We start from the raw sequence: 23,906 nt of genomic DNA, 5'->3' as shown, positions 1-23,906 counted from the left end.
ATCAATGATGTGGCAGGCGAGGTGGAGGGCTCGAGTTCGTGGATCCAGCTCCAAAAAGAGTATGTGGTTCTAGAGATCTCGACGTGGCCCGGGCGCGGGATCTCGGTCAGGATTTCGAGCGAAGATAACGGAACTCCAGTCCTTTTTGACTCAAGGATGTTCGAAACTACCTCGGAAGCTATTCCCCCACACTGGATTTCCAGAATTGGAAAGGAGGGGTCGCTCGAAATCGGGCCTCCATCATGGCTAGTTCCGGGATTTTGGGAGAGGTTCTTCGATCAAGTCTCTGAGGCGGTCGAAGATTACGAAGGTGAGATGGCCAAGACGATCGGCTTTGAAGCGTAAAGTCGGCGCGGGTTAGACCCCTGCCAAGGTGCGGCTCGCCAGAATTTCCGATGTGGATCTGGATGGGGGCCCGCTCGATCGGCCTGTAAGTGCCCCGCATTTCATCTTCGAGCTGAGCGGATTCGACGCTGTGGACTTTGTGAACAAAGTCGAGAACCTCGACCTGGCTTTGGTAGAGGACGGGTAATTCATCACGGTCACCTGGAACTCGGAGGTCTGGTTCGCCTAAGCGCCCTGAGGTGTACCGGGTATCGTCCAGCAGCCCCGCCAGATCATTCCTGGTGGGGCTGCTGTGGTGTTTGACGGCAGCAGTGGCGGCGGTATCAGTAGATGGCGGACGGGGCAGGTGAGCTATCGGGGCCGTCACCAACCGGGGGAGGTCGTTAAGGGCGGAGCCTCCTTGCGGTGGAATGGGAATCCGCTGCGCACAGGTCTGAACGGGCTGTGTGCTCGACCTCGGCCGCCCAAGCCTCGACCAGTAGTACGCCGCCGGACTGCGAGTCCCCCCGCGGCCATTGCCCTCGACTCGGGTGCGGGTGCGGCCCGCTACTCCTGCGCACCTGGAAAGTACCTCCGGCCGGTGTGGGAACGGGGCCTAGGCAATCCTCAATCTCGCTGGTCAGAGGTCCTAACTGTCCTTCTGCCCATCGGTCGGAAAGCTGGCCTCATGAAAGCCAGAGATTAAGGCCCACGCGCCCACCACTGAGAGACCGGCCGATCAGAACTCGCGGTCGAGCCAGATCAGTGCCACTGCCGAGATGACCCGGCTGAGGCTGGAGATCGCCAACCTCGCGAGCAGCGCCATCGCGACGCTGGTCCGGTTCGCAGCCGAGCTGCCGTGCCGACGAGAGAACCGCATCGAAATCCCCCAAGGTGATGAGCGGGACCACCCTCCTGGCGGTCCAGCGCCTGGTGAGAGGATTCCGCCTCCACTAGCCCGCCATGCAGGCGTTCCAGTTGTGCCACACGGCGTATCGGCGAGTTGGCTTCCAGGGGACCGCCGTTCCACTGCGCTAGTGCGACGCGTTGCAATTCTGGAACGCCGATGGTGGCCGTGGGCACCTTCCCCGTACCGTCGCAGTATGAGTGAGCGTCAGAAGACCCAGCAGAAAGCGCGCTTCATCGACGAGGCGTGGTGCCGGGCGCTGCGCAGGGCGGCCGAGCCGATCACCCGCAAGGAGTTGGCCACCCGAGTGGGTTTCAGCGTTGCCAAACTCCAGGAGTACCTGGCAGGGCACCGGAAGCCCAGCATGGACGACCTGGTCCGACTCGCGGACGCGCTCAACTACCCCAAGCTCAGGCTCCTGACCATGGCCGGCTACCTCGAAGGAATCGCCAACCTCCTCTCCTACATGGACCAACTGGAGGACCAGGCCGAGCGCATGGAGTACGCCGCGAAGCGGATGCCGGGTGAGCCGCTGTACGGGGCCGCCCGAATCGCCAACTCCGCCCTGAGCGAGGCCGACTTCGAGGTCGGGATCCGACCGGTCTGGTTGGGGACGGGTGCCCGGCGGAGGCACTACAGCGACCGCGTCGTCCTGAGGTCGCTGAATGGTGCGGCCGTCAGTCTTCTCGACCGGCAGCGGGTCGAGGCGGCACTTCACGACGAGCTCGCTTGGTTCGGCGCCGGATTCGTCGAGGGATGGGCTCCCGGACAACGGGAGTTTGTGATCAACGTTCCGAGGTTTGTGGCGGCGCGAAAGGGCAGCGGCGCGCCGATGGCGGGTGTACCCAGGTCGATCGCCGTCATCGGCGGACACTGGGCCGGATCGGCGGATGTCGCCAGCTTCCTGGGGCATGCCTTCGACTACGACTACAGCCATGTCGGCCTGGTGGCGTCGCGTGCGTTCTCCCGGCTGACGCACCGCTGGGGTGACGCCGACCAGGAGCGCGACCGGCTGGAGGTCGTGCGGACGTACGTGGAAGGCAGCGATCTGGGACGGACGCGGGTCTGGGCGGCGGACGTCGGTGACTCCGAGGCCGCCGCGAAGGTCATCGCGGCGTCCCGCTCGGCCAGGACGCCGCTCGTCATCCACCTCAGGCCCACAGACGACCTACTCGACTGGACCGCGCACACCAGGAGCGAGCGGCGGCATACCACGGCTACCCCGGCCGAGGAGATGCGGCGGCTACGTGCCGTCCGACAGAGGGTGGATACCACCCTCGGTGGTATCGCGCACAGGACGCTCGTCCTTCCGGCGCCCCTGCCATCCTCGGTTCGTGCGGGGGGCTCCGACGGCGACCGCTCGTCCGACGGCTTCTTCGACATGTGGGCCGGCCTTGCGGAAGCGTCTGTCGGAGCCATGCACCAGCTCTTCCCGCTGGCGTTCGCCCGCGATGAAGCCCTGACCCGACTCAAGGCGGTGAAGTGACGTGTCCCATTTCCCCCAGCTGGAACAGCTGATCCTCTACGTGGCTCTACTCGGCATATTCATGATCGTCTCCTGGCTCTGCGGCTTCTTCCGCAGAACCAAAGTGGTGGTGCCGAAGCGCCACAGGGACACCTGGGTGAGCGCCGGCCCGCTGATCGGGATCTGCGGCGTGGGCGTGGTGGCCGTGTCCATCGCGCTCCTCGCGATCTTCTACTGACCGCAGGCGACTGCCGACACTCCAGGCCAGGGCGCGGCTGGCAGCTCCGGAGCCCCGCACCGGCAACAGGCAGCCGCCCGTTGCCGGTGCGGGGGCCTCCTTGAGGGTGGCGAGCTCGACGATCCCCTGGCCAGTGATGTCATCTCCGAGTGACTGCGGGTTCGAGTGGACGACGAGCGATTATCGCCGGGCTTCAAGCGGTGGTACGCGCTGGAGGAGGAGATCAAGAGCCAGTGCGACGAGTTCGAGACCACTGTTGGCCGACGCCGAAGCTGTCGGGCTACCCTGGCGGCGCTCGACTCCAGGCACCTCGCCACCGTCGACAAGGTCCGTGAGGAGTGGATCTCGGACGGCGTCGCGGTCCCTGGCGCCCTGATCGAACCGCCTGCGGCTACACCACTCTGCGGACGCGACCTGCGAGAGCTTCACGTCGATGATGCCTCTCGTCATGGCGGGGTCATCGGACCATCCAACTCACCGTCCGTTGCAGCCTCGGCATGGCCAGAGTGCGCCCAGTCGAGGTGAACCATCATGGTTGTGAGACTCTGCCCCGATTGAGGGCTGAGCCTTCTTGCGGTGGAATGGGAATCCGCTGCGCACAGGTCCGAACGTGCTGTTGGCATACACCTCTCCCGCCTGCGGACGAACTGGCGCCCGCTGGAGCGGACCGTCAGGGGACGCCCAGGGGACACAAGGACAGGTAAGGACGCACACAAGAGGGCAGGTCTCGACACAAGTAATGCGCTCTGAACTGGGAAAACGTCACAGATCCGCGTCAAAGGGCAAAGGCCGCCAAGATCCCAAGAGGACTCATAATCCGTCGGCCGTGGGTTCGAGTCCCACCCGCCCCACTGCGAGCCGCAGGTGAAGAAACGATCTCACCTGCGGCTTTGGCGTTTCCGGGGGCTTCGGGCCGGGGTGTTGGGCCGGGTGTCAGGCCGGGGTGGCCGGGCCCTCCATCGTCCAGGCGGAGCCGTGGGGCGTGAACCCGATGTGCGGGTAGTAGTCCACGGCCGCCGGGGCCGCCAGCAGGATCAGGGAGGCCTCCGGGGCGGCCTGGCGGGTGGCCTCGATCAGGCCCCGGCCCACGCCCTTGCCCTGGTACGCCGCGTCGACGGCGAGGTCGCTGAGGTAGGTGGCGTACGCGCCGTCGGTGAGCGAGCGGGAGATGCCGATGAGGCGGCCGTCCGCGTCGCGGGCGACGATGACGAGGTTGGCGCCCGCCAGCATCCGGGTGAAGCGCTGGACGTCCTCCACCGGACGGCGTTCGGCGAGGGTGGACGTCCGGTAGAGGGCGGCCACTTCCGCGACGTCCAGTGCGCTGCCGGTGACCTGTTCACACGTCCACATGCTGTTGCGGCTCCTTGCGGGTGGTTCTTCGGGGCTGTTGCCCTTCTGCTGGAGGAAGCCTCTCAGAGCTGCTCCGCCGCGCCGTGCCATGTGCCCGGTTCCGCCGCCGAGATGGAGGACAGCGGCGATCCCGGATCGCGCTCGACCTCCAGGTCGCCCAGGGCGACGATGCCGACGAGTTCGCCGTCCCCGGTCCGCACGGGCAGGCGCCGCAGCGCGTGGCGGCGCATCAGGTCGAGGGCCCGGTCCACGCCGTCGTCGGGCCCGACGGTGACCGGGCCGGTCGTGCACACCGCCCGCACGTCCGTGGCCGCGGGGTCCCTGCCGTCCGCGAGCACCCGGACGACGATGTCGCGGTCCGTCAGGATCCCGAGCAGCCGTCCGTCCGCGACCACCAGTACGTCCCCGATGCCCGCGTCGCGCATCACGCGCGCGGCCTCCGCCACGGAGGTCCGCTGCTCGACGGTCACCGGGTTCCCGGTCATCACCTCGTGCACTCGCCGGATCATCGGTCCTCCCGGTGGCCGCAAGCCGCCTCTGCACGCGGCGCCTACCCGCTCCCGGGCAGGTTAAGCGGCCGGGTCGGGTGAAGCGGCGGGCCGGGCGGGCGGGCGGGCGGTCGGTCGGTCGGGCGGTCGGGCGGTCGGGCGGGCGCTCAGAAATCCTCCGTCTCGTCGGCGAGGTGACGGAGTACGTCGTCCAGATTCCCGCGCCGGGCGAAGGCCGCGCGCTGGCGCTGGGCGCCCGAGCCGTCCCGCAGGAGCCCGGCCAGGGCCTTGGCCGCGTGGTCGAGGTCGCCCGCGGCCGCCAGTTCCGGGGCGATCAGGTCGAGCATCGCCTCCGCCAGGTCCGCCGCCGGCACCTCGGCCCCGGTGTAGGGGTCCAGGCCGAAACCCTCCAGCCCGTCGTGGGCCGCCCGCCAGCGCGCGAGGCGCAGTACGTCCTCCCGTACGACCGGGTCGGGACGGTGCTCGGCCAGCTCGCGCAGGGCGGTGGCGACCAGGGCGCGGGCCAGTTCGGCCTGGAGCACGGCGCCGTCGACGTCCGGGGACATGTCGGGGGCCCGGACCTCGAGCGTCGGCCAGTTCCCGGACGGGCGGAGGTCCCAGTAGACCATCTTGGTGTCGAGGGCCGCCCCGGAGCCGAGCAGGGCCTGGACCGAGCGCCGGTAGTGCGCGGTGGAGCCGAAGGGCGGAGGCAGCCCGGCCGATGGCCAGGTCGACCAGGCCATCGCCCGCCAGCTGGCGTGCCCGGTGTCACGGCCGTCCCAGAACGGCGAGTTGGCGGCCAGCGCGATCAGCGTGGGCAGCCAGGGCCGGACCCGGTTGGCCACCGCCACCGCCGTGTCCACGTCCAGGGTGCCGACGTGGATGTGGCGGCCGCAGCTCACCAGGGTCTGTGTGAGCGAGCCGTAGCGGCGGGCCATCTCGCGTTGGCGCGGCTCGTCGTCGCTCAGGTGCAGCGGCCCCGGCGCGGCCACCACGGGCGAGGGGCTGGCCAGCAGCCGGCAGCCGTGCGCGCGGGCCGCCTTGGCGAGGCTGCGCCGCAGGGCGGTGAGGTCCTCGCGCAGCGTGGCGGCCGAGTCGGCGACCGGCGTGGAGATCTCCACCTGGTAGCGGGTGCCCTCGGCGTGGAGCTGGGTCGGGTCACCGGCGGCCGTCGCGAGGACCAGAGGGGCGGCCGGGACGAGCCGGAAGGTGCGGGCGTCGACGAGGAGGAACTCCTCCTCGACCCCGACCGTGAGGGCCTTCGCGGTGGTCGCGTTCGCGGTGCTCATTGCGTGCTTGGTGCTCTTGCCAGGTTCGATCACTGTGCCTCCCTGGACATTCGAGTCGTTTCATCATGAGCTGAACGGCAGGGGGTGAGCGCACGTCGATTCGGTCAAATGTCCGGTGATAGTGGCGAGTTAGCGGCCGGGAAGGCCGCGCCGCGGGGGCCCGGAGCCGGGTGGTGGCGGTGGGGCGGGCGAGGCGCGCGGCGCCGCCCCGCGGCAGCCGACCGCCCCGCGGGCATGAATTCGATCGAGTGTGGCAGCGGCTGACGGTTAGCATCCGATGTGACCCGTACGAGCAGACGGACCCAGTCCGAAGACGCGGCCCCCGACAGCCCGGACGGCGCCGAGGGCCTGACCGGTGCCCCGGCCGACTCCCCGTCCGGGGCCCCGACCAGCGCCCCGAAACGGCGGATATTCGCCGATCTCACCCCTTTGCGGACCTCCGCTGACTATCGCCGCCTGTGGGTCGGCAGCACCATCTCCTGGATGGGTCAGGCGATGACCGCCCTGGCGATCTCGCTCCAGGTCTACGACATCACCCGCTCCAGCTTCCACGTCGGGCTCGTCGGGCTCTTCTCCCTGGTCCCGCTCGTCGTCTTCGGCCTGTACGGCGGCGCCATCGCGGACACCGTCGACCGCCGCAAGCTGGGCCTGTACAGCTCCTCGGGCGCCGCCGTCCTGTCGGCCGCCCTGGCCGCCGCCGCGCTGCTCGGCTACCACCGGGTCTGGTTCCTCTACCTCGTGGTCGCGCTCCAGGCGGTCTGCGGGGCGCTCAGCTCGCCCGCCCGCTCCGCGATGATCCCCAGGCTGCTGCCCCCGGAGCAGCTGCCCGCCGCCAACGCGCTGACCTCGCTGACCACCACCTTCGGGTTCACCGCGGGCCCGATGCTCGGCGGCCTGATCGTCGGCTGGTGGGGCTACCAGTCGGCGTACCTGATCGACGCCGTCGCCTTCTCCGCCGCGCTCTACGCGATGTGGCGGCTGCCCGCCATGCGCCCCGAGCGGACGGACGACGGCGGCGGGCGGGCCTCCGTGCTCGACGGGCTGCGCTTCCTCGGCACCCGCCCCAACATCCGGATGACCTTCTTCTCCGACCTGGCCGCGATGGTCCTCGCCCAGCCCAAGGCGCTCTTCCCGGCCATCGCCCTGCTCTGGTACGGAGGCGACGCCAAGACCGTCGGCCTGCTGGTCGCCGCGCCCGCCATCGGCTCGCTGCTCGGCGGGCTCTTCTCCGGCTGGCAGGGCCGGATCCGGCGGCACGGACTGGCCATCTTGATCTCGGTGGCCGCCTGGGGCCTGGCCATCGCCGTCTTCGGGCTGACCCGGAACCTCTGGCTGGGCCTGCTCTTCCTCGGCCTCGCGGGCTGGGCCGACACCATCTCGATGGTGTTCCGTACGACGATGCTCCAGGCCGCCACCCCCGACGACATGCGGGGCCGCCTCCAGGGCGTCTTCATCGTGGTCGTCGCGGGCGGCCCCCGGCTCGGCGACTTCCTGGCCGGCTCCGTCGCCCAGCTCACCTCACCGGGGGTCGCGATCACGGGCGGCGGGCTCGCGTGCGTGCTCGTACTCGTCCTGCTCGGCCTGCGCTGGCGCGGCTTCGCCCGCTACGACGCCCGCTCGCCGCAGGCCTGAGACCCGAAGGAGTCACCCCCTAGGCCTCCAGCGGCCGGCGGGTGCGGTCGCCGCCCGTGCTGCCCGTGTTGACCGTGACGGTGGGCTCGAAGAGCACGGCCGAGACCTCCTCCTCGGCCACCGGGCAGTGCTCCACCCCGCGCGGTACGACGTACAGCTCGCCGGGACCGAGCACCACCGCGCTCTCCCCGGTGCCCGCCCCCGCCACGTCCCGCAGGCGGATCGTCAGGGTGCCGCTCACCACGAGGAACAGCTCGTCCGTGTCCTCGTGGCTGTGCCACACGAACGAGCCGAGCAGCTTGACGGCCCGGATGTCGTAGTCGTTGACGCGGGCGATCCGCCGGGGCGCCCAGTGGTCGTCGAACGCGGCGAGCTTTGCCGCGATGTCGACCTTCGCCGCGATGTCGGCCTTCCGTGCCGTGCCGTTCTCCGTTGACTTCGCTGAACTGTCACTGCCCTGTGTCGTCATGGGGGAAGACTGCCCGGGCGGCGGGGGAGCGGTCTTGTACGTTCCTGACGTGAGCGTCCACGCCTGGCATCCGCCGGTCCCCGGCATTTCCGAGGTCTTCCACGCCCGGTTCACGGCGCACGCCTACCCCGCCCACGTCCACGACACCTGGACGCTGATGGTCCTCGACGGCGGCCGCGTCGACTTCGCCCTGGAACGCGAGCGGCACGGGGTCGGGGTGTCGCGGACCGGCGTGCCGGACACGGTGATCCTGCTGCCGCCCGGGGTCGCGCACGACGGGCGGACCGTCACCGAGGCGGGCTTCCGCAAACGCGTGCTCTACCTCGGCACCAGCGTCCTGCCCACCGCCCTGACCGGAGCCGCCGTCGGGGCCCCGCTGCTGCGCGACGGGGTGCTGCGGGAGCGGGTGCACGGGCTGCACCTGGTGCTGGGGGAGGTGGCGGCGGCGCGCGAGGGGCCCACGGCCGAGCGGCTGGAGGCGGAATCCCGGCTCGCCTTCATCGCCGAGCGGCTGCGGGAGCGGCTGACCGGGCGGGAGCGGGCGGCGTACGTGCCCCCGGGCGCGGGGGTCGCCGTACGGCTGCGCGAACTCCTCGACGCGCGGCTCGTGGAGGGGATCACCCTGGCGGAGGCGACCGCGGCGCTGGGGCACGTACACCCCACGCACCTGATCCGCGTCTTCCGGCAGGCGTACGGGCTGCCCCCGCACGCCTATCTGACCGGGCGCCGGATCGAGGCGGCGCGGCGGCTGCTGCTCGCGGGGACGCCTCCGGCGGAGGTGGCGCGGGCGGCCGGGTTCTACGACCAGGCGCACCTGACCCGGCACTTCGGGCGCCATGTGGGAACCACCCCGGCCCGCTTCGCCCGCTCCGGCCGGGCGTGACGGACCGACGGGGGCCACCCTCCCGCGTTACGCGAGCCAGAGCGCGGCGCGGCGGTGGCGGGCCGGGCGGACGTCCGGGTCGAGCCCGCCGTCGCCGGTCCCGGCCGTGCGGACCGCGGCGCGCACGGCCGTACGCAGCCGGGCGCGGGCGCGCCGTTCCTCCTGGGCGGCCCAGCGGGCCACCGAGGGGTCGCCCAGCACCCGCGGCAGGCGCCGGACCACGGCCCGGCGGCGGACGGCCTGTGGCCGGACGCGGCGGCCCGCCCGGTCGGCCTCGGCGCGCAGCCGGGCGCTGAAGCGCAGGTCGTGGATGGTGAGGGTGAGCGGAGGGGAGTTCCGGCGGGCCGTGCTGCGGCGGCGGGTGTGGTGGGCGGTGCGTGACATGGGGGCTCCCGGTGCAGCGCCGCCAGGCGGGTCCTGGCGGTACCTACCGGAAGTCGTGCGGGCCGCGGGTGCGGGTGCGGGTCATGGGGTCGGGGGTTTCGCGGGGACGATGCCGCGGGCCACGCCCAGGTCGACCAGGTCCTGGGGGCGCAGGCGCAGTTGGTCCGCGGTGGCCGCGGCCTGGTCGGCGGGCCGCTTGAGGATGGCCGCGGCCAGCTCCGGCGCGATCACCGAGAAGTAGCTGTCCGGGGTGACCCAGGTGTTGCCGGGCGCGGCCAGCGCCAGGGCGCCTCCCGAACCGCCCTCGCCGATCAGCAGGGTGGTCACCGGGACCGTGGCCGAGGCCAGCGCGGCGAACGTGTCCGCGATGGCCGCGCCCGCCCCCGCGTGCTCGGCCGCCGCGTCGTTCGCGGCGCCCGGGGTGTCGATCAGGGTCAGCACCGGCACCCCGAGCCGGTCCGCGAGGCGGATGACGCGGGCGGCTGTACGGTACCCGGCCGGGCGGGTGGCGGTGCCGCACTGGGCGGCGTACGCGACGGCCCGGCCCGCGCGCAGCCCGAAGCCGCACAGCATCCCCGGATCCGTGCCGCCCGCCCGGTCCCCGGAGAGGGGCAGGCGCAGGTCGAAGTACGCGTCCAGGTACGCGAGGGCGCGCGGCCGCTCCGGGTGACGGGCCTGGCGCACCGCCTCCCACCCGGTCGCCGGAGGCGGTACGTCCGCCAGCGCGGCCGGGGCATCGGCGGGCCCGGCGTGCGGCGAACCCAGCAGGCGCAGCCAGTCGCCGACGGTCCGGGCGAGATCCCCGGCGGGGACGACGGCGTCCACGTGCCCGGCGGCGTACTGGCCCTCGGCGGTGTAGGCCGCCGGATCCGCGTCCGCCGGACGCACCCGGGACCCCGCGAAACCGACCTGCGCGCCGGGCAGCGCCAGTACGATGTCCGCGCCCGCGCCGAGCGTGGCCCAGCCGCCCCCGGTGGTCGGGTCGCGCAGCACGGCGATCTGCGGGAGCCCGGCGGCCCGGGTGAGCGCGGACTGGCGGGCCACGCGCTGGAGTTGGGTCAGGGCCGGCATGCCCTCCTGCATCCGGGAACCGCCGGTGGCGATCAGGGAGAGGAGGGGGAGGCGGTGGGCCCGGGCGTGGGCGTAGGCGGCTTCGAGGCGGTCGCCGGTGCGTTCGCCCAGGGAGCCGCCGAGGAAGCCGAACTCGAAGGAGATCAGGGCGGTTTCGCGGCCGCCGACGCGGGCCGTGCCGGTGACGACGGACTCCCGCTCGCCGGTCCGGGCGGCCGCGCGGGCGCGGGAGTCGTCGTAACCGTCCCAGCCGAGCGGGCCGTCAGGGCGGGACTCCCGCTCGGGGGCGGCGAGTTCGGCGAAACTGCCGGGGTCGGCGACGGAGGCGATGGCGGCGCGGGCCGAGAGGCGGGTCGTCACGGCGCCAGCGTACTTCAGGGGTGCCTCAGGGGAGGGGCAGGGCGATCTTGACGGCGTAGACCGCGATCAGGCCGTAGCCGAGGCGGAAGGTCCAGGCGCGGGCGGAATCGGAGATCCGGCTCCCGGCGAAGGAGCCGACGGCGGCGAGCAGTTGCTGCCAGAGGAGGCTGGCGAGGAGCACGCCTCCGGCGAAGGCGACTCCTGCGGGGCCGGTGCCGAGGTGGGTGCTGCCCTGGGCGGTGGTGAGGGCGGCGAAGTAGAGGGCGGTGGTGGGGTTCACGGCGGTGAGCCCGATGAAGCGGACGAAGGCCGTTCGGGCCGTCCGGTGGGCCATGGCGGCGTCGCCGTTCCCGGTCCCGTTCCCGTTCCCGTTCCCGTTCCCGTTCCCGTTCCCGGTCCCGTTCCCGGTCCCGTTCCCGGTCCCGTTCCCGGTCCCGTTCCCGGTCCCGTTCCCGGTCCCGTTCCCGGTCCCGGTCCCGGTCCCGGTCCCTGCGGGGCCTTCCCCACCCCGCCCCTTCCCGAACCCGGGCGCTGCGCCCCGGGACCCCGCCCACCCGGCTCCGCCGGGCCCGGGGGCGGCCGGGGACGAGCCCAATGCCGCCCCGGCCCCGGCGGCTTCGCCGCGCGCACCAGCCTCGGCTGCGCCGGAACCGGGGGCCGGGGGCGGGCCCGGGGCTGGCCTCGGGGATGCGCCCCGGCCCGGGGGATGGGCGTGGTGCCACAGGCCGTGGGCGGCGAGGGTGAGGAGGATCGTGGCGGACAGGAGGCGGACCCAGGCTTCGATGGGGGAGAGGGACGAGGCGATCCAGGGGGCGATCGCCGTGGCCAGGGCGGCGTAGGCGAAGTCGACCGCGGCGATGCCCGCGGCCCCCGCGACGGCCGCGCGGCGCGAGCGCATCGCTTCCTGGAGCAGCAGCACGCTCATCGCGCCCATCGGCATCGCGACGCCCAGGCCGGCCGCCGCGCCGGAGAGGGCGGGGGGCAGTACGTCGGAGAGGAGGGGTGGTAGGGGCATGGGGGGAGGATCTGGGGGTGGGGGGCGGGGGTGGCGGTGGATACCGGGGCCGGCTGCGAGAATCGCGGGATGGACCGCCTCGACAGGGAGATCCTCGCCGTCCTGCAGCAGGATGCGCGGATCTCGTACCGCGACCTCGGCGTCCGCGTCGGGCTCAGTGCCAACGCCACCGCCGACCGGGTGCGCCGGATGCGCCGCGACGGGGTGATCCTCGGGTTCACCACCGTCGTGGACCCGGCCGCCGACACCCGTGGCGGGCTCGTCGTCTTCATCGACGTCACGCTGCGCCCCGACACCACCAATGAGGAGTTCGAGCGGCAGGTCACCCGGCTGCCCGGGATCACCGAGGTGGTGCACGTGACCGGCGCGCACGACTACATCGTCCGGGCGCGGGCGGCCGATCCGGCCGCTCTGGACGCCTTGCTGCGCAGGCTCAAGGGGGAAGCGGGGGTCGCTCAGTCCAGTACGCGGATCGCACTCCGGGCCGCCACCCGGCCGAACTAGTGCTGTGACCGGGGAGGTTCACCGTGTCACGGCGCCCGGCACGGCACCTCGCCGCGTTGTCGGACCACGACGGTACGTCCAGTACGAGTCGCGGCCCTCCGCCTTGCGATGTACCGCACCGGACACCGCGACCCGGCAAACCTTTCCGGCCACAGCACTAGACCACAGGCCGAGCTACAGCGCCGACTGCCAGTCCACCTTCGTGCCCCGGGTGCCCGACTCCGCGAGGCCGTCGTCCGTCACCGTCAGGCGCACCCGCCCCGGCGGGGGCTCGGCCTCCGCTGTGATCTCGACCTCGATCGACGTGACCTCGCTGCGCCGGTGCGCCGCCGCCAGCGCTCCGCGCAGGGCGGCCAGCAGGGCGCCCGCCACCGGCTCCGAGAGCAGCGCGTCCACCGCCCCCGTGAAGTGCACCGACGGCTGGAAGCCGAGGAGGACCGCCGCGCCGCCTGTCTCGCGCAGCACCCGGCCCCGGAAGGTGGTCGGCGCGTCGGTGGGCGGCTGCTGGAGGGCGAAGATGGCGGTCCGCACCTCCTGGATGGTGGAGTCCAGCTCGTCCACGGCCCGGCTCAGTTCCTCGCCGACGGTGTCCCCGGCCGGTGCGGTGGAGGAGCGGCGCCGGGTGCTCTCCAGCATCATCTCGGTCGCGAACAGCCGCTGGACCACCAGGTCGTGCAGGTCCCGGGCGATCCGGTCGCGGTCCTCGTAGACGGCCAGCTGCTCGCGGTCGTACTGCGCGTCCGCGAGGACGAGCGCCAGCGCGGCCTGTGACGCGAACTGGGAGGCCAGCAGCCGGTCCACGGCGTCGTACGGCTTCCCGCCCCGGTCCCGGGGCAGCGCCAGCGTGCCGATCAGCTGCCCGCCGCTCTGCAACGGGAGCATCATGCTCGGCCCGAACCGGACCCGGACGTGCGTGGTCATCCGGGGGTCGGTCGCCGAATCGTCTATGAAGACGGGCTCGCCGCCCAGCAGCTGTTCCAGGACGGCCGAGCCGGGCGCGATCGCCGTGCCGACCAGGTCCCCGGGATCTCCCTCGGTGGAGGCGGCCACGATCTCCATGCCGCCCTCGGGGGTGGGCTGGAGCACCACTCCGGCCGCCGCGTCCGCGAGGATCCGCGCCCGTTCGGCCACGCACATGAGCGCGTCGGCGGCCGGGCGCCCGGCCAGCAGGGTGGTGGTGACGGCGGCGGCGCCCTCGATCCAGCGCTCCCGGCGGCGGGCGGTCTCGTACAGCCGGGCGTTGCCGATCGCTATGCCCGCCTGCGCGGCCAGGACCCGTACGAGCGCGAGGTCCTCCTCGGTGAAGGGGCCGCCGCCGTGCTTCTCGGTGAGGTAGAGGTTGCCGAACACCTCGGTGTGCACCCGGATGGGGACGCCGAGGAAGGTGTGCATCGGCGGGTGCCCGGGCGGGAAACCGGCGGCGCGCGGGTCCTTGGTCAACTCGGTGACCAGCAGCGGGCGCGGATCGCTGATGAGCGTGCCGAGCAGGCCGGAGCGCCCGTCCGGCAGGCGGGGGATGGCGCTCCGCTCCGCCTCGGTCATCCCGGCGGTGAACAGCTCGGTGAGCCGGACGTGCTCGGGGTCGATGACCCCGAGCGCTCCGTAGCGCGCCGCGCACAGTTCGGCCGCCGAGTCGACGATGTGCTGGAGGGTGGCGTGCAGCTCCAGGTCGGAGCCGACGCTGAGCACCGCCTCCAGCAGCACCGGGAGGCCCGCTTCCGGTTCCGGCCCGCCCGCCCGGGCCGGTTGGCCCGTCGGGTTCGCCAGCCCGCCCGTCGGGTTCGTACGCCGGCTCGTCGGGTTCATTCGGCCAAGGGGTTCAGAACCATGGGGGCGATCTTCCCTTCGAGCATCGCGCCGAGGCCGAGCACGGCGCACACGTCCGGCCGTTCCGCGATCTGCACGGGCATTCCGGTGGCGTCGCGCAGCATCTGGTCCAGGCCGGGCAGCAGGGCGCTGCCACCCACCATCATGATCCCCCGGTCCGTCAGGTCGGCGACCAGGTCGGGCGGGCAGTCGCGCAGCACCTTGCCGATCCCGTCCATGACGGCGGTCAGCGGGGTGTGGATGGCATCGCGCACCGCCGCCGTGTCCACCTGCACGGAGCGCGCCAGGCCGGTCGCGACGTCACGGCCGTGGATCAGGGTGGAGGCCGGGCCGTCCGGGGTGATGCCGTTGCCGTGCAGGGCCAGCTGGAGCGGCCGGACGGCCTGGCTCGGCAGCATCAGCTCGTGCGCGTGGCGCAGGTGCTGGACCACGGCGTGGTCGATGGCGTCGCCGCCCACCGGGATGCGCTGGGCGGTGACGATCGAGCCGAGCGAGAGCACCGCGACCTGCGTCGCCGCGGCCCCGCACACCATGATCATCGTCGCGGTCGGCTGCTCCACGGGCAGGCCGCAGCCGACGGCCGCCGCGATCAGGGTGTCCACCAGCTCGACCCGCCGGGCGCCGAGCCCGACCAGGGTCTCCACGGTCGCCCGCTGGGCCAGCGGGTCCGCGTCGTGCGGGGTGCAGGCGGCGGCGCGCAGCCGGGGCTTGCGGCGCAGGGCGCGCCGCAGCTTTTCGCCGAGGAGGTGGCGCAGCATCCGCTGGGCCATCTCGATGTCGACGACGGTGCCGCCGGAGACGGGCCGGACCACCCGGATGTAGTCCGGGGTGCGGCCGGTCATCCGTTCGGCGAAGGTGCCGACGGCGATGAGGGCTCCGGTCCGCGTGTTCACCGCTGCGACGCTGGGCTCGTCGACGACCAGGCCGGCGCCCTTGACGTAGACGCGGGTCCTGGCGGCCCCGAGGTCGACGGCGACGTGGCAGCGGCGCAACTGCTCAAGACTGACGGTCACGGCAGGTCCTCCCGAGAGCGCTGATGCAAGGAGACCGGCGGATTACCGGTCGCAATCAGTATCTTCTGGGGTAATTCGGACATATCGCTTGTTGTGCTGCTCCGGTCGGGGTGCGGCCGAGGGGGGTCAGGGGTGCTGCACGGGGGTGGTTTTCTGTACCGACAGGCGACACGATGCCCCCACATTCCGCGCTACCCGTGCGTAACAAGGTAAGGGGGACCCGATGCTGACGGCCCGCCAGAGATTCCTGACCCTTCTGACGCTCTGCCTGACCTGCTGCCTCGCGCTCTGGGCGCCGCTCCCGGCCCAGGCCGCGCATCAGGCCGTGGGTCGGAGCGCCGGCCAGGCGCAGCAGCACGATCCGGTGGTCTTCGTCCACGGGTACAACGCGGATCCCGGGGTGTGGGGCGCCCTGCGCGAGGACCTGCGCGCCGCCGGGTACGCCGACTCGGAGCTGTTCTCGTGGGGTTACGACACCCACCAGTCGGTCAACGAGGTCCTCTCGGACCGTTTCGCCGCCTACGTCGACCAGGTCCGCCGCCAGACCGGCGCCGCCCGGGTCGACGTGGTCGCGCACTCCTTCGGCTCGCTCGTCACCCGCTGGTACGTGAAGTACGGCGGCGGCGCCGCGGCCGTGGACCACTGGGTCTCGCTCGCCGGGCCCAACCACGGCACCTACATCAGCTGGGGCTGCGTCATCTGGGACCAGGCCTGCCGCGACATGAGCCCCGGCTCCTACGTGCAGAAGAAGCTGGCGGAGGGCGACGAGACGCCCGGCGCGGTGAAGTACGCCACCTTCTGGTCCTCCTGCGACGAGGTCATCAACCCCGACAGCAGCGTGGCCCTGAACGGCGCCCTCAACACCTACGCCGGGTGCCTCAAGCACAACGACTTCCTCGGCGACGACGGGGTCTCGGCCGGGGTCCGCGCCTTCCTCACCACGTGACCCGCCGCGCCTTCCTCACCACGTGACCTCCTGGAGCAGCCCGTAGGTGAACTCCGCCACGCAGGGCCGCGCCGCCCCGCCCGCGTCCCGCCCGGTGAAGGCGAGGCGCCACCGGGTGGGCGCGGTCCCCTCCATCGGGCGGGCGGGCGCGAAGGCCCGCGCCACCTCGTCCACCGTCGCCGACCAGGGCCGCAGGTCCTCCAGGGTCGCCAGTACGGGCCCCCGCGCGCCCGGCGCCCGCACCAGCCACTCGTTCCACACCGCCCCGTCCGGCGCGGCCAGCACCTCGAACCGCAGATCGGGCCAGAGCGGTACGGGCCACAGCAGCGCCTCGCACTCCAGGTCCCCGATGGTGCGCCGGGCCACCGACTCGGCCGGGCCCAGCACCGAGCGGTAGCGGGCCAGCGCGCCGCGCGCCCGGGGCGAGCGGACCATCGCCTGCCACCGCTTGTTCGCCTCGCGCTGCTCGGCGAGCGAGGCCCCGAGCCGGATCCGGGCCTGGTCGGCGAGGTCGGGCTGAAAGTCGGACATCCTGCGCAGCAGCACCAACTGGAAGGCCTCCGGGCCGAAGCGGGAGGTCGGGCGGGAGGCGGGGGCGGCGGCCATGCGCCTCAGAATTGCACACAGGATCCTTACACCCCCGCGATACGGATGTTGCGGGAGACCACGTAGCCTGCGGGCGCTATGGACTACTGCCACGCCTGCCGGAGGCATGTCAACGGCGCACTGGCGTGCGCCGGGTGCGGAACCCCGGCCGAGTACCTGACCAGTGCGCCCCCGCCCGGCGCCGTGCCCGGGGTGCCCGGCGTGCCCGGGGTGCCCGCCGCGCCGGTGAACGGAGCCGCGCCCGCGTACCCAGCCGGGACCGCGTACCCCGAGGGGGCCGCGTACCCCGAGGGGACCGCCTACACCTATGCCGAGGCTCCCGCCGAGCCGTCCGACGCGCCGGACGACGGATCGCAGGGGAGCCGCCGCTCCGGGGCCCGCCGCCGGGTGCACCGGCGGCGCCGCCGCACCGCGCTGACCATGGGCATCGGCCTGGTGCTCGCGGTCGGGGTGACCTTCGCGCTGGCCCGGATCACGACCGAGGGGCAGGGCTCGTCGAACGTGATGCTCAAGGACGGCGCGGGCGCGCAGCAGCCGCTCTCGACCCGGGATCCGTCCGCCGTGGACACGCTCGCGCCGTCCGGGAGCGCCTCGGCGAAGCCCAGCGCCTCCGCCTCGGCGAGCCCGTCGGCCAGTGCCTCCCGGTCCGCGAGCCCGTCCGCCTCGGCGAGCGCCTCGGCTTCGGCCCGGCCGTCCGCCAGCGCCTCCGCGCCGGGGCACTCGGTGCCGACGGACTCGGAGGAGCCCCCGCAGAGCCAGCCGGCCTCGTCGAAGCCGTCCAAGAAGCCGAAGCCCTCGCCGAGCCCGTCGCCGACGCCGTCGGACGACTGCTGGCCCTGGTGGTGGTGCTGAGCCGTGTTGTAAAAAGCAGCGCTGGGGCCGGTCCGGCCCCGGCGGCCGGGGCCGTCAGCCCAGTCAGCCCAGCATTCGCTTGAGCAGGTCCCGCAGGACCGCCCGCTCGGCCGTGGAGAGTCCGGCCAGCGGTTCCCGCGCGAAGTCCAGCGACTCGCGCAGCCGGTCGGCGGTCTGCAGGCCGTCCTCGGTGGCGGCGGCCAGCTTGACCCGCCGGTCGGCCGGGTCGGGGCGGCGCTCGACCAGGCCCCGGCTCTCCAGCCGGTCGATGATGCCGGTCACGTTCGAGGGCTCGCACTTGAGCTTCTGGGCTATCCGGCGCATCGGCAGGGGCTCCAGGGAGAGCAGTCCCAGGACGCGCGCCTGGGCGCCGGTGAGCTGGTGGCTGGCGGCCGCGTGCTCGTACTCCTCGTGGTAGCGGGCCACGACGGTGCCGATGAGCTCGACGACTTCTAGGGTCAGTGGGTCCGTGCGACGACTGGGCATGGAACCAGCGTACCCATTTACTTGACAACATGAAATATCCAGGAGCATGGTTGTTTCAGGTCGTTAAGTAATTTCTCCCCGGGAGCGCTTCATGTCTGAGATTCCTGCCGTCAGCCGCGAGTGGCACCTGGTCGCCCGTCCGCAGGGCTGGCCCGTCGCCACCGACTTCGCCCTGCGCGAGGTGCCGCTCTCGGCGGAGCCCGCGCCCGGCCGGATCCTGGTCCGCAACCTCCACATGTCGGTGGACCCGTACATGCGCGGCCGGATGAACGACGTGAAGTCGTACATCCCGCCGTTCCAGCTGGACGCCCCGATGGACGGCGGCGCGGTCGGCGAGGTCGTCGCCTCCGCCGCCGAGGGCTTCGAGGTCGGGGACCACGTCCTGCACGGGCTGGGCTGGCGCGAGTACGCGGAGTTCGACGCGAAGCACGCCGTCAAGGTGGACGCCTCGCTCGCCCCGCTCTCCGCCTACCTGGGCGTGCTCGGCATGCCGGGCATGACCGCCTACGCGGGCCTCTTCGAGGTCGCCTCCTTCAAGGAGGGCGACTCGGTCTTCGTCTCCGGCGCGGCGGGCGCGGTCGGCAGCCTCGTCGGCCAGTTCGCGAAGATCAAGGGTGCGTCCCGGGTGATCGGCTCGGCCGGCTCGGACGAGAAGGTGACCACGCTCACCGAGAAGTACGGCTTCGACGCCGCCTTCAACTACAAGAACGGCCCCGTCGCCGAGCAGCTGAAGGAGGCGGCCCCCGAGGGCATCGACGTCTACTTCGACAATGTCGGCGGTGACCACCTGGAAGCGGCCATCAGCTCGCTCAAGGTGCACGGCCGGGCCACCCTGTGCGGCGCGATCGCGCAGTACAACGCCACCGAGCCGACCCCCGGCCCGCGCAACCTCGCGCTGGTCATCGGCAAGCGGCTGCGCCTGCAGGGCATCCTCGTCGGCGACCACGCCGGCCTCCAGCAGCAGTTCGTCCAGGACGTGGCCGGATGGCTGCGTTCCGGTGAGCTGACGTACGACGAAACCGTCGTCGAGGGCGTGGAGAACGCGGCGGAGGCCTTCCTCGGTCTGCTGCGCGGTGACAACACCGGAAAGATGATCGTTTCTTTCACCGGTTAGGCTCACCCCAGACCGTCGCGATCGTGGGCGCGAGTCGCGGCGACTTACCAGGAGGATTTCCTTACATGTCGATCCAGCAGTCCGACGTCGTCTACACCGCTGTCGCCACCGCGGAGAACGGCCGTGACGGCCGCGTCTCCACCAGCGACGGTCAGCTCGACGTCGTCGTGAACCCGCCGAAGGCGATGGGCGGCAGCGGCGCCGGCACCAACCCCGAGGCGCTCTTCGCCGCCGGTTACAGCGCCTGCTTCCAGGGTGCGCTCGGCGTCGTCGCCCGCAACGAGAACGCCGACATCTCCGGCTCCACCGTGACCGCCGAGGTCGGCATCGGCAAGAACGACGAGGGCTTCGGCATCATCGTCAAGATCTCGGCCTCCATCCCGAACGTGGACGCCGCCACCGCCAAGGACCTCATCGAGAAGGCCCACCAGGTCTGCCCGTACTCCAAGGCGACCCGCGGCAACATCACCGTCGAGCTGGCGGTCTGATCTCCGCACGCGTAAAGCGCAGGCCGCACCCCCGACGAGGGGGTGCGGCCTGCGCCGTAAGCTGGCCCGATGAGTGATCTTGCGGGGGGATTCCGCTATCTGCTGGCAGGACAGCGCTGGGTGACGGCGAACAGACGCCGGTTCGGCATGGGCCTGCTTCCGGGACTGGTGTCGCTGGTCCTGTTCACCGCCGCGCTGATCGGGCTCGGCTTCGGCGCCGACGACCTCGTCGCCTGGCTGACCCCCTTCGCCGACGACTGGTCCTCGCCCTTGCTCGCGGTCTTCCGCGGCTTCCTGACCGCTCTGCTCTTCGGCCTCGGCCTGTTCCTCGCGGTGATCACCTTCACTGCCGTGACCCTGCTGATCGGTCAGCCGTTCTACGAGTCCCTCTCCGAGCAGGTCGACCGCAGCGAGGGCGGCGAGGTGCCCGAATCCGGCCTCGGCCTCTGGCAGGAGCTGTGGATCTCGGCCCGCGACAGCGTGCGGCTGCTCGGCCGGGTGCTGCTGTACGGGGTCCTGCTCTTCGCCCTCGGATTCATCCCGGTGATCGGCCAGACCGTCGTCCCCGCCATCGGGTTCTGCGTCTCCGGCTACTTCCTCACCCAGGAGCTGACCAGCGTCGCCCTGATGCGCCGCCGGGTGGAGCTCCCCGGGCAGCTGGCCCTGCTGCGCTCGCGGCGGATGCTGGCCCTCGGCTTCGGCGTTCCGCTGGTGCTGGCCTTCCTCGTGCCGTTCGTGGCGGTGTTCCTGATGCCCGGCGCGGTCGCGGGCGCGACCCTGATGGTCCGCGACCTCACGGCCGAGCCCGAGCTCGAGCCCGAGCACGCCCCTGCCCACGACCACGCCCCCGGAGCGCCGCAGCAGCCGCCCGCGGGCGGCTTCGGCCCCCCGCCCCCCGGCTACCCCGCCTAAGCGGGGTCCTGGCCCGGGCCCCGCAGGAGGGTCAGGAAGGAGCGGAAGGCGGCGGGCATGTCCACCGCTTCCGGGGCCAGCAGCCACTGGTACTGGAGGCCGTCCATCACCGCGGTGAGCAGCGGGGCCGCCTCCTCGGGGGTGAGCCCCGACGGCAGGCGTGCGCCGAATTCGGCGCGCAGCGCCGCCGCCATCTCGGTCCGCACCTGCGCGTAGCGCTCGGTGAAGAACTCCCGGGCCGGGTGCCCGTCCGTGACGCTCTCGCCCAGCAGCGCCGAGAAGGTCTGCACGATCCCGGGGCGCATCGCGTTGTACTCCACCAGCGAGGCCAGCAGGTCCAGGCGCCAGTGCTCGGCCGAGGCGCGCGAGCCGCCGCCCGTGTCCCAGCGGTCGCGCTCCTCCAGGACCGCGACCAGCAGCGACTCCTTGGTGGGGAAGTAGTGCAGCAGGCCCTGCTGGGTCAGTCCCACGCGCTCGGCGACGGATCCCAGGGACGCGCCCCGGTAGCCGCGTTCCGCGATGACCTCGACCGCGGCGCGCAGGATGTCCCCGCGCCGCTCCTCGCTCCTGGCCCTGACCATCCGGCCGCCTTCCTCCGTGTCCGTTCCCGCAGGACCGTACGCCATTCCAGCCGTCGCCATCCCATAAAAATAACGAAGACATCACGAACCCTACCGTTCTACAGGGAACGGGTCCACGATGGGGGCACCCGCACCCAGCAGCACCCGACGAGGAGGCAGGCCGTGGCAGGCGACGCCCTCAACCCCCGCAACCCCCAGGACGACCGGACCCGCGACGACGTGGTGGAAGCCGCGCTCGGCAAGCTCGGTCTCGACACCAAGACCCGGCTGCTGGCCGGGCAGGACATGTGGACGCTGCCCGCCCTCCCCGAGATCGGGCTGGGCTCCCTGGTCATGTCCGACGGGCCGGTCGGCGTCCGCGGGGTCCGCTGGACCGCCGACGACCCGTCCATCGCCCTGCCCTCGCCGACCGCGCTCGCCGCCTCCTGGGACCCGGCCCTCGCCCGCCGGGCCGGCCGGCTGCTCGCCCAGGAGGCCCGCCGCAAGGGCGTGCACGTCCTGCTCGCGCCCACCGTCAACCTGCACCGCTCCCCGCTGGGCGGCCGCCACTTCGAGTGCTACTCGGAGGACCCGCACCTCACCGGAGCCATCGGCACCGGATACGTCCAGGGCGTCCAGGACGGCGGGGTCGGCACCACCGTCAAGCACTTCGTCGGCAACGACGCCGAGACGGAGCGCTTCACCGTCGACAGCGTCATCGCCCCGCGCCCGCTGCGCGAGCTGTACCTGGCGCCCTTCGAGGCCATCGTCACCAACGCCCACCCGTGGGGCATCATGACGGCGTACAACCAGGTCAACGGCACGACGATGACCGAGCACCGCTACCTCGTCAATGAGGTGCTGCGCGGCGAGTGGGGCTTCGACGGCTACAACGTCTCCGACTGGATGGCCGCCCGCTCCACCACCGGCGACATCCTCGGCGGCCTCGACGTGGCCATGCCCGGACCGCAGACCGTCTACGGGCCCGCGCTCGCCGAAGCCGTACGGGCCGGCGAGGTCCCCGAATCCGCCGTCGACGACGCCGTGCGCAACGTGCTGCGCCTCGCCGCCCGGGTCGGGCTGCTCGAAGGCGCCCCGCCGGCCGTCACCGAACTCCCGGCCGCCACCGACGGCCAGGCACTGGCCCGCGAACTGGCCGCCCGCGGCTTCGTCCTCGTCCGCAACGAGAACGCCGCGCTGCCGCTGCGGACCGGACCGGGCACCACGCTCGCCCTCTCCGGCGCGGCCGCCCGCGACGCCCGGGTCCTCGGCGGCGGCAGCGCCACCGTCTTCCCCGAGCGGATCGTCTCCCCGCTCGACGGCCTCACCGCCGCCCTCCCGCAGGGCGCGCTGAGCTTCTGCGTCGGCGCGGACCCCAGCGAGGAACTCGCTCCCGCCGACACCGGCTTCACGCTGCGCGCCGTCTGCCGGGACGCCTCCGGCACGGTCCTCGGCGAGGGCAGCCTGCCGACCGGCCAGGTCCAGTGGATCGGCGACGACCTGCCCGCCGGGGCGACGTACGAGACGATGGCCTCCATCGAGGTCACCGGCACCTTCGTCCCCCGTGAGAGCGGCGAACACGCCTTCGGCACCCGGGGCCTGGGCGCCTTCGCGCTCGCGATGGGCGGCGAGCCGGTCTGGGGCGGCGTCCAGCTGATGGGCAATGAGGCCGACCCGTTCGAGGCCTTCTTCGGCGCCCCCAACGAGCGGGCCCGGACCGTCCTCGCGGCGGGCGAGCCGGTCGAGGTCTCGCTGACCTACCAGGTCCCGGACATGACCGCGCTGCCGCTCAAGGCGGTCATGTTCTCGCTGCTCCACCTCGGGCCGCGGCGCCCGGCCGACGAGCTGATCGCCGAGGCCGTGGCCGCGGCGCGGGACGCGGACACCGCCGTCGTGGTCGTCGCGACCACCGAGCGCGTCGAGTCCGAGGGCTTCGACCGCAAGGACCTGGAACTGCCCGGGCGGCAGAACGACCTCGTCCGCGCCGTCGCCGCCGTCAACCCGAACACCGTGGTCGTCGTCAACGCCGGGTCACCGGTCGAACTGCCCTGGCGCGACGAGGTGGCGGCGGTCCTGCTGACCTGGTTCCCCGGGCAGGAGGGCGGGGCCGCGCTGGCGGACGTACTCCTCGGCGCGCGCGAGCCGGGCGGGCGGCTGCCCACCACCTGGCCCGCCGCCTTCGCCGACGCGCCGGTCACCGACGTGACCCCGCGGGACGGGCGGCTGGAGTACCGCGAGGGGCTCCACATCGGCTACCGGGCCTACGAGAAGGCCGCCGTGACCCCGGCGTTCTGCTTCGGGCACGGCCTCGGCTACACCGACTGGACCTACGAATCCCTGGAGGTCACCGCCGACGTGGCCCGCGTCCGGATCCGCAACACCGGCGGGCGCTCCGGCCGCGAGGTCGTCCAGGTCTACCTGGCCCCCGTGGCGGACCCGGTGGAACGCCCCGCGAGCTGGCTCGCGGGCTTCGCGAGCCTGGAGGCGGGTCCCGGCGAGAGCGTGGAGGCCGAGATCGCGCTGCCCGCGCGGGCCTTCGAGATCTGGGACGAGGAGGCCGGCGGCTGGCGGCGCGTGGGCGGGGCCTACGAGGTCCGCGCGAGCCACTCGCACGCCGACACCCGGCTGACCGCGACGCTGGAGATCCGCTGAGGTCCGCTGAGAGCCATTGGACCGGCGCTTGAGATCCGCTAGTCGCCGACTGGCCGGAAATCATCCATGAA

At 72.5% G+C, this 23,906-nt stretch carries 26 protein-coding genes; 12 read left to right on the top strand and 14 right to left on the bottom strand.

Features of this window, described 5'->3' with window-relative positions; genetic code table 11:
- Window positions 1–9: 9 nt before the first annotated feature.
- On the top strand, window positions 10–345 hold the full coding sequence (locus OHS33_RS11295) for a hypothetical protein (RefSeq protein ID WP_330330258.1): 336 nt from the start codon (window positions 10–12) through the stop codon (window positions 343–345).
- Between the two features lie 718 nt (window positions 346–1,063).
- Here OHS33_RS11295 and OHS33_RS11290 read toward each other — a convergent pair.
- Window positions 1,064–1,204, bottom strand: a complete 141-nt coding sequence (locus tag OHS33_RS11290) for a hypothetical protein (RefSeq protein ID WP_330330257.1) — start codon at window positions 1,202–1,204, stop codon at window positions 1,064–1,066.
- A gap of 223 nt (window positions 1,205–1,427) precedes the next feature.
- Here OHS33_RS11290 and OHS33_RS11285 point away from each other — a divergent pair, with 223 nt between their 5' ends.
- Together OHS33_RS11285 and OHS33_RS11280 are read left to right on the top strand one after the other, a co-directional pair.
- Window positions 1,428–2,717, top strand: coding sequence for a helix-turn-helix transcriptional regulator (locus tag OHS33_RS11285; RefSeq protein WP_330330256.1), 1,290 nt, complete (start codon window positions 1,428–1,430; stop codon window positions 2,715–2,717).
- A gap of 1 nt (window position 2,718) precedes the next feature.
- On the top strand, window positions 2,719–2,934 hold the full coding sequence (locus OHS33_RS11280; protein ID WP_330330255.1) for a hypothetical protein: 216 nt from the start codon (window positions 2,719–2,721) through the stop codon (window positions 2,932–2,934).
- 180 nt (window positions 2,935–3,114) lie between these two features.
- Here the strand turns inward: OHS33_RS11280 and OHS33_RS11275 are convergent, their stop codons facing one another.
- The 4 genes from OHS33_RS11275 to OHS33_RS11260 form a co-directional block, all read right to left on the bottom strand.
- Window positions 3,115–3,384 carry a hypothetical protein gene (locus tag OHS33_RS11275; protein WP_330330254.1) on the bottom strand — a complete coding sequence of 90 codons (270 nt, stop codon included), beginning with the start codon at window positions 3,382–3,384 and terminating at the stop codon, window positions 3,115–3,117.
- A 483-nt stretch (window positions 3,385–3,867) separates the two neighbouring features.
- Window positions 3,868–4,284, bottom strand: a complete 417-nt coding sequence (locus OHS33_RS11270; protein WP_330330253.1) for a GNAT family N-acetyltransferase — start codon at window positions 4,282–4,284, stop codon at window positions 3,868–3,870.
- A 62-nt stretch (window positions 4,285–4,346) separates the two neighbouring features.
- The gene (locus tag OHS33_RS11265; protein WP_330330252.1) at window positions 4,347–4,793 is read right to left on the bottom strand and encodes a CBS domain-containing protein; all 447 of its coding nucleotides are present in this window, start codon (window positions 4,791–4,793) and stop codon (window positions 4,347–4,349) included.
- Between the two features lie 146 nt (window positions 4,794–4,939).
- On the bottom strand, window positions 4,940–6,061 hold the full coding sequence (locus OHS33_RS11260; RefSeq protein ID WP_330330251.1) for a carboxylate-amine ligase: 1,122 nt from the start codon (window positions 6,059–6,061) through the stop codon (window positions 4,940–4,942).
- A gap of 348 nt (window positions 6,062–6,409) precedes the next feature.
- Here OHS33_RS11260 and OHS33_RS11255 point away from each other — a divergent pair, with 348 nt between their 5' ends.
- On the top strand, window positions 6,410–7,693 hold the full coding sequence (locus tag OHS33_RS11255) for an MFS transporter (RefSeq protein WP_330335008.1): 1,284 nt from the start codon (window positions 6,410–6,412) through the stop codon (window positions 7,691–7,693).
- Between the two features lie 19 nt (window positions 7,694–7,712).
- Here the strand turns inward: OHS33_RS11255 and OHS33_RS11250 are convergent, their stop codons facing one another.
- On the bottom strand, window positions 7,713–8,162 hold the full coding sequence (locus OHS33_RS11250; protein WP_330330250.1) for a cupin domain-containing protein: 450 nt from the start codon (window positions 8,160–8,162) through the stop codon (window positions 7,713–7,715).
- A 49-nt stretch (window positions 8,163–8,211) separates the two neighbouring features.
- Between OHS33_RS11250 and OHS33_RS11245 the strand changes: the two genes are divergently transcribed.
- Window positions 8,212–9,045, top strand: a complete 834-nt coding sequence (locus OHS33_RS11245) for a helix-turn-helix domain-containing protein (protein WP_330330249.1) — start codon at window positions 8,212–8,214, stop codon at window positions 9,043–9,045.
- Window positions 9,046–9,072: 27 nt separating this feature from the next.
- On the opposite strand, the gene OHS33_RS11240 is transcribed toward OHS33_RS11245, so the two are convergent.
- From OHS33_RS11240 to OHS33_RS11230, 3 genes are all read right to left on the bottom strand, one after another.
- Window positions 9,073–9,429 carry a hypothetical protein gene (locus OHS33_RS11240; RefSeq protein ID WP_330330248.1) on the bottom strand — a complete coding sequence of 119 codons (357 nt, stop codon included), beginning with the start codon at window positions 9,427–9,429 and terminating at the stop codon, window positions 9,073–9,075.
- An 81-nt stretch (window positions 9,430–9,510) separates the two neighbouring features.
- Window positions 9,511–10,860 (bottom strand): carboxyl transferase domain-containing protein, encoded by a 1,350-nt coding sequence (locus tag OHS33_RS11235; protein WP_330330247.1) that lies wholly within the window; start codon window positions 10,858–10,860, stop codon window positions 9,511–9,513.
- A 25-nt stretch (window positions 10,861–10,885) separates the two neighbouring features.
- Window positions 10,886–11,875, bottom strand: coding sequence for a hypothetical protein (locus tag OHS33_RS11230; protein WP_330330246.1), 990 nt, complete (start codon window positions 11,873–11,875; stop codon window positions 10,886–10,888).
- A 69-nt stretch (window positions 11,876–11,944) separates the two neighbouring features.
- Here OHS33_RS11230 and OHS33_RS11225 point away from each other — a divergent pair, with 69 nt between their 5' ends.
- Window positions 11,945–12,379: an Lrp/AsnC family transcriptional regulator gene (locus tag OHS33_RS11225; protein ID WP_330330245.1), complete on the top strand. Its 435-nt coding sequence runs from the start codon at window positions 11,945–11,947 to the stop codon at window positions 12,377–12,379.
- 174 nt (window positions 12,380–12,553) lie between these two features.
- On the opposite strand, the gene OHS33_RS11220 is transcribed toward OHS33_RS11225, so the two are convergent.
- Complete coding sequence (locus OHS33_RS11220) at window positions 12,554–14,185, bottom strand: GAF domain-containing protein (protein WP_330330244.1); 1,632 nt, start codon at window positions 14,183–14,185, stop codon at window positions 12,554–12,556.
- The gene (locus OHS33_RS11215; RefSeq protein ID WP_330330243.1) at window positions 14,182–15,219 is read right to left on the bottom strand and encodes a rod shape-determining protein; all 1,038 of its coding nucleotides are present in this window, start codon (window positions 15,217–15,219) and stop codon (window positions 14,182–14,184) included. The genes OHS33_RS11220 and OHS33_RS11215 overlap by 4 nt, the downstream gene beginning before the upstream one ends.
- 223 nt (window positions 15,220–15,442) lie before the next feature.
- On the opposite strand from OHS33_RS11215, the gene OHS33_RS11210 reads away from it, so the two are divergent.
- On the top strand, window positions 15,443–16,165 hold the full coding sequence (locus OHS33_RS11210) for an esterase/lipase family protein (protein ID WP_330330242.1): 723 nt from the start codon (window positions 15,443–15,445) through the stop codon (window positions 16,163–16,165).
- Between the two features lie 15 nt (window positions 16,166–16,180).
- Here the strand turns inward: OHS33_RS11210 and OHS33_RS11205 are convergent, their stop codons facing one another.
- The gene (locus OHS33_RS11205) at window positions 16,181–16,771 is read right to left on the bottom strand and encodes a hypothetical protein (RefSeq protein ID WP_330330241.1); all 591 of its coding nucleotides are present in this window, start codon (window positions 16,769–16,771) and stop codon (window positions 16,181–16,183) included.
- Window positions 16,772–16,849: 78 nt separating this feature from the next.
- Between OHS33_RS11205 and OHS33_RS11200 the strand changes: the two genes are divergently transcribed.
- Window positions 16,850–17,623, top strand: coding sequence for an SCO2400 family protein (locus tag OHS33_RS11200; RefSeq protein ID WP_330330240.1), 774 nt, complete (start codon window positions 16,850–16,852; stop codon window positions 17,621–17,623).
- Window positions 17,624–17,686: 63 nt separating this feature from the next.
- Here OHS33_RS11200 and OHS33_RS11195 read toward each other — a convergent pair whose 3' ends face one another.
- Window positions 17,687–18,109, bottom strand: a complete 423-nt coding sequence (locus OHS33_RS11195; RefSeq protein WP_330330239.1) for a MarR family winged helix-turn-helix transcriptional regulator — start codon at window positions 18,107–18,109, stop codon at window positions 17,687–17,689.
- Between the two features lie 91 nt (window positions 18,110–18,200).
- On the opposite strand from OHS33_RS11195, the gene OHS33_RS11190 reads away from it, so the two are divergent.
- The 3 genes from OHS33_RS11190 to OHS33_RS11180 all read left to right on the top strand — a co-directional run bounded on the left by OHS33_RS11190 (window position 18,201) and on the right by OHS33_RS11180 (window position 20,623).
- A complete protein-coding gene (locus OHS33_RS11190) occupies window positions 18,201–19,223 on the top strand; it encodes an NADP-dependent oxidoreductase (protein ID WP_330330238.1) in 1,023 nt (340 codons plus the stop codon).
- Window positions 19,224–19,288: 65 nt separating this feature from the next.
- Entirely contained in the window at window positions 19,289–19,711 is a 423-nt protein-coding gene (locus OHS33_RS11185; protein WP_330330237.1) for an organic hydroperoxide resistance protein, read from the top strand.
- A gap of 69 nt (window positions 19,712–19,780) precedes the next feature.
- A complete protein-coding gene (locus OHS33_RS11180) occupies window positions 19,781–20,623 on the top strand; it encodes an EI24 domain-containing protein (protein ID WP_330330236.1) in 843 nt (280 codons plus the stop codon).
- Here OHS33_RS11180 and OHS33_RS11175 read toward each other — a convergent pair.
- Window positions 20,620–21,204 (bottom strand): TetR/AcrR family transcriptional regulator, encoded by a 585-nt coding sequence (locus OHS33_RS11175; RefSeq protein WP_330335007.1) that lies wholly within the window; start codon window positions 21,202–21,204, stop codon window positions 20,620–20,622. The genes OHS33_RS11180 and OHS33_RS11175 overlap by 4 nt on opposite strands.
- Before the next feature lie 162 nt (window positions 21,205–21,366).
- Here OHS33_RS11175 and OHS33_RS11170 point away from each other — a divergent pair, with 162 nt between their 5' ends.
- Complete coding sequence (locus OHS33_RS11170) at window positions 21,367–23,835, top strand: beta-glucosidase family protein (RefSeq protein WP_330330235.1); 2,469 nt, start codon at window positions 21,367–21,369, stop codon at window positions 23,833–23,835.
- Window positions 23,836–23,906: the final 71 nt, after the last annotated feature.

Origin of the sequence: Streptomyces sp. NBC_00536, from assembly GCF_036346295.1 — a bacterium.
Taxonomy (GTDB): Bacteria; Actinomycetota; Actinomycetes; order Streptomycetales; family Streptomycetaceae; genus Streptomyces.
Note: the sequence above shows the minus strand (reverse complement) of the source record. Positions and strands in the feature narration are given on the sequence as shown.

What these genes read in the sequence shown, in the direction of transcription:
- OHS33_RS11185 (WP_330330237.1), top strand. Translation starts at nt 19,289, where the DNA reads ATGTCGATCCAGCAGTCCGACGTCGTCTACACCGCTGTCGCCACCGCG.
- OHS33_RS11220 (WP_330330244.1), bottom strand. Translation starts at nt 14,185, where the DNA reads ATGAACCCGACGAGCCGGCGTACGAACCCGACGGGCGGGCTGGCGAAC.
- OHS33_RS11190 (WP_330330238.1), top strand. Translation starts at nt 18,201, where the DNA reads ATGTCTGAGATTCCTGCCGTCAGCCGCGAGTGGCACCTGGTCGCCCGT.
- OHS33_RS11290 (WP_330330257.1), bottom strand. Translation starts at nt 1,204, where the DNA reads ATGCGGTTCTCTCGTCGGCACGGCAGCTCGGCTGCGAACCGGACCAGC.
- OHS33_RS11265 (WP_330330252.1), bottom strand. Translation starts at nt 4,793, where the DNA reads ATGATCCGGCGAGTGCACGAGGTGATGACCGGGAACCCGGTGACCGTC.
- OHS33_RS11275 (WP_330330254.1), bottom strand. Translation starts at nt 3,384, where the DNA reads ATGACGAGAGGCATCATCGACGTGAAGCTCTCGCAGGTCGCGTCCGCA.
- OHS33_RS11180 (WP_330330236.1), top strand. Translation starts at nt 19,781, where the DNA reads ATGAGTGATCTTGCGGGGGGATTCCGCTATCTGCTGGCAGGACAGCGC.
- OHS33_RS11240 (WP_330330248.1), bottom strand. Translation starts at nt 9,429, where the DNA reads ATGTCACGCACCGCCCACCACACCCGCCGCCGCAGCACGGCCCGCCGG.
- OHS33_RS11210 (WP_330330242.1), top strand. Translation starts at nt 15,443, where the DNA reads ATGCTGACGGCCCGCCAGAGATTCCTGACCCTTCTGACGCTCTGCCTG.
- OHS33_RS11175 (WP_330335007.1), bottom strand. Translation starts at nt 21,204, where the DNA reads ATGGTCAGGGCCAGGAGCGAGGAGCGGCGCGGGGACATCCTGCGCGCC.
- OHS33_RS11200 (WP_330330240.1), top strand. Translation starts at nt 16,850, where the DNA reads ATGGACTACTGCCACGCCTGCCGGAGGCATGTCAACGGCGCACTGGCG.
- OHS33_RS11285 (WP_330330256.1), top strand. Translation starts at nt 1,428, where the DNA reads ATGAGTGAGCGTCAGAAGACCCAGCAGAAAGCGCGCTTCATCGACGAG.
- OHS33_RS11230 (WP_330330246.1), bottom strand. Translation starts at nt 11,875, where the DNA reads ATGCCCCTACCACCCCTCCTCTCCGACGTACTGCCCCCCGCCCTCTCC.
- OHS33_RS11195 (WP_330330239.1), bottom strand. Translation starts at nt 18,109, where the DNA reads ATGCCCAGTCGTCGCACGGACCCACTGACCCTAGAAGTCGTCGAGCTC.
- OHS33_RS11260 (WP_330330251.1), bottom strand. Translation starts at nt 6,061, where the DNA reads ATGAGCACCGCGAACGCGACCACCGCGAAGGCCCTCACGGTCGGGGTC.
- OHS33_RS11225 (WP_330330245.1), top strand. Translation starts at nt 11,945, where the DNA reads ATGGACCGCCTCGACAGGGAGATCCTCGCCGTCCTGCAGCAGGATGCG.
- OHS33_RS11270 (WP_330330253.1), bottom strand. Translation starts at nt 4,284, where the DNA reads ATGTGGACGTGTGAACAGGTCACCGGCAGCGCACTGGACGTCGCGGAA.
- OHS33_RS11205 (WP_330330241.1), bottom strand. Translation starts at nt 16,771, where the DNA reads ATGGCCGCCGCCCCCGCCTCCCGCCCGACCTCCCGCTTCGGCCCGGAG.
- OHS33_RS11250 (WP_330330250.1), bottom strand. Translation starts at nt 8,162, where the DNA reads ATGACGACACAGGGCAGTGACAGTTCAGCGAAGTCAACGGAGAACGGC.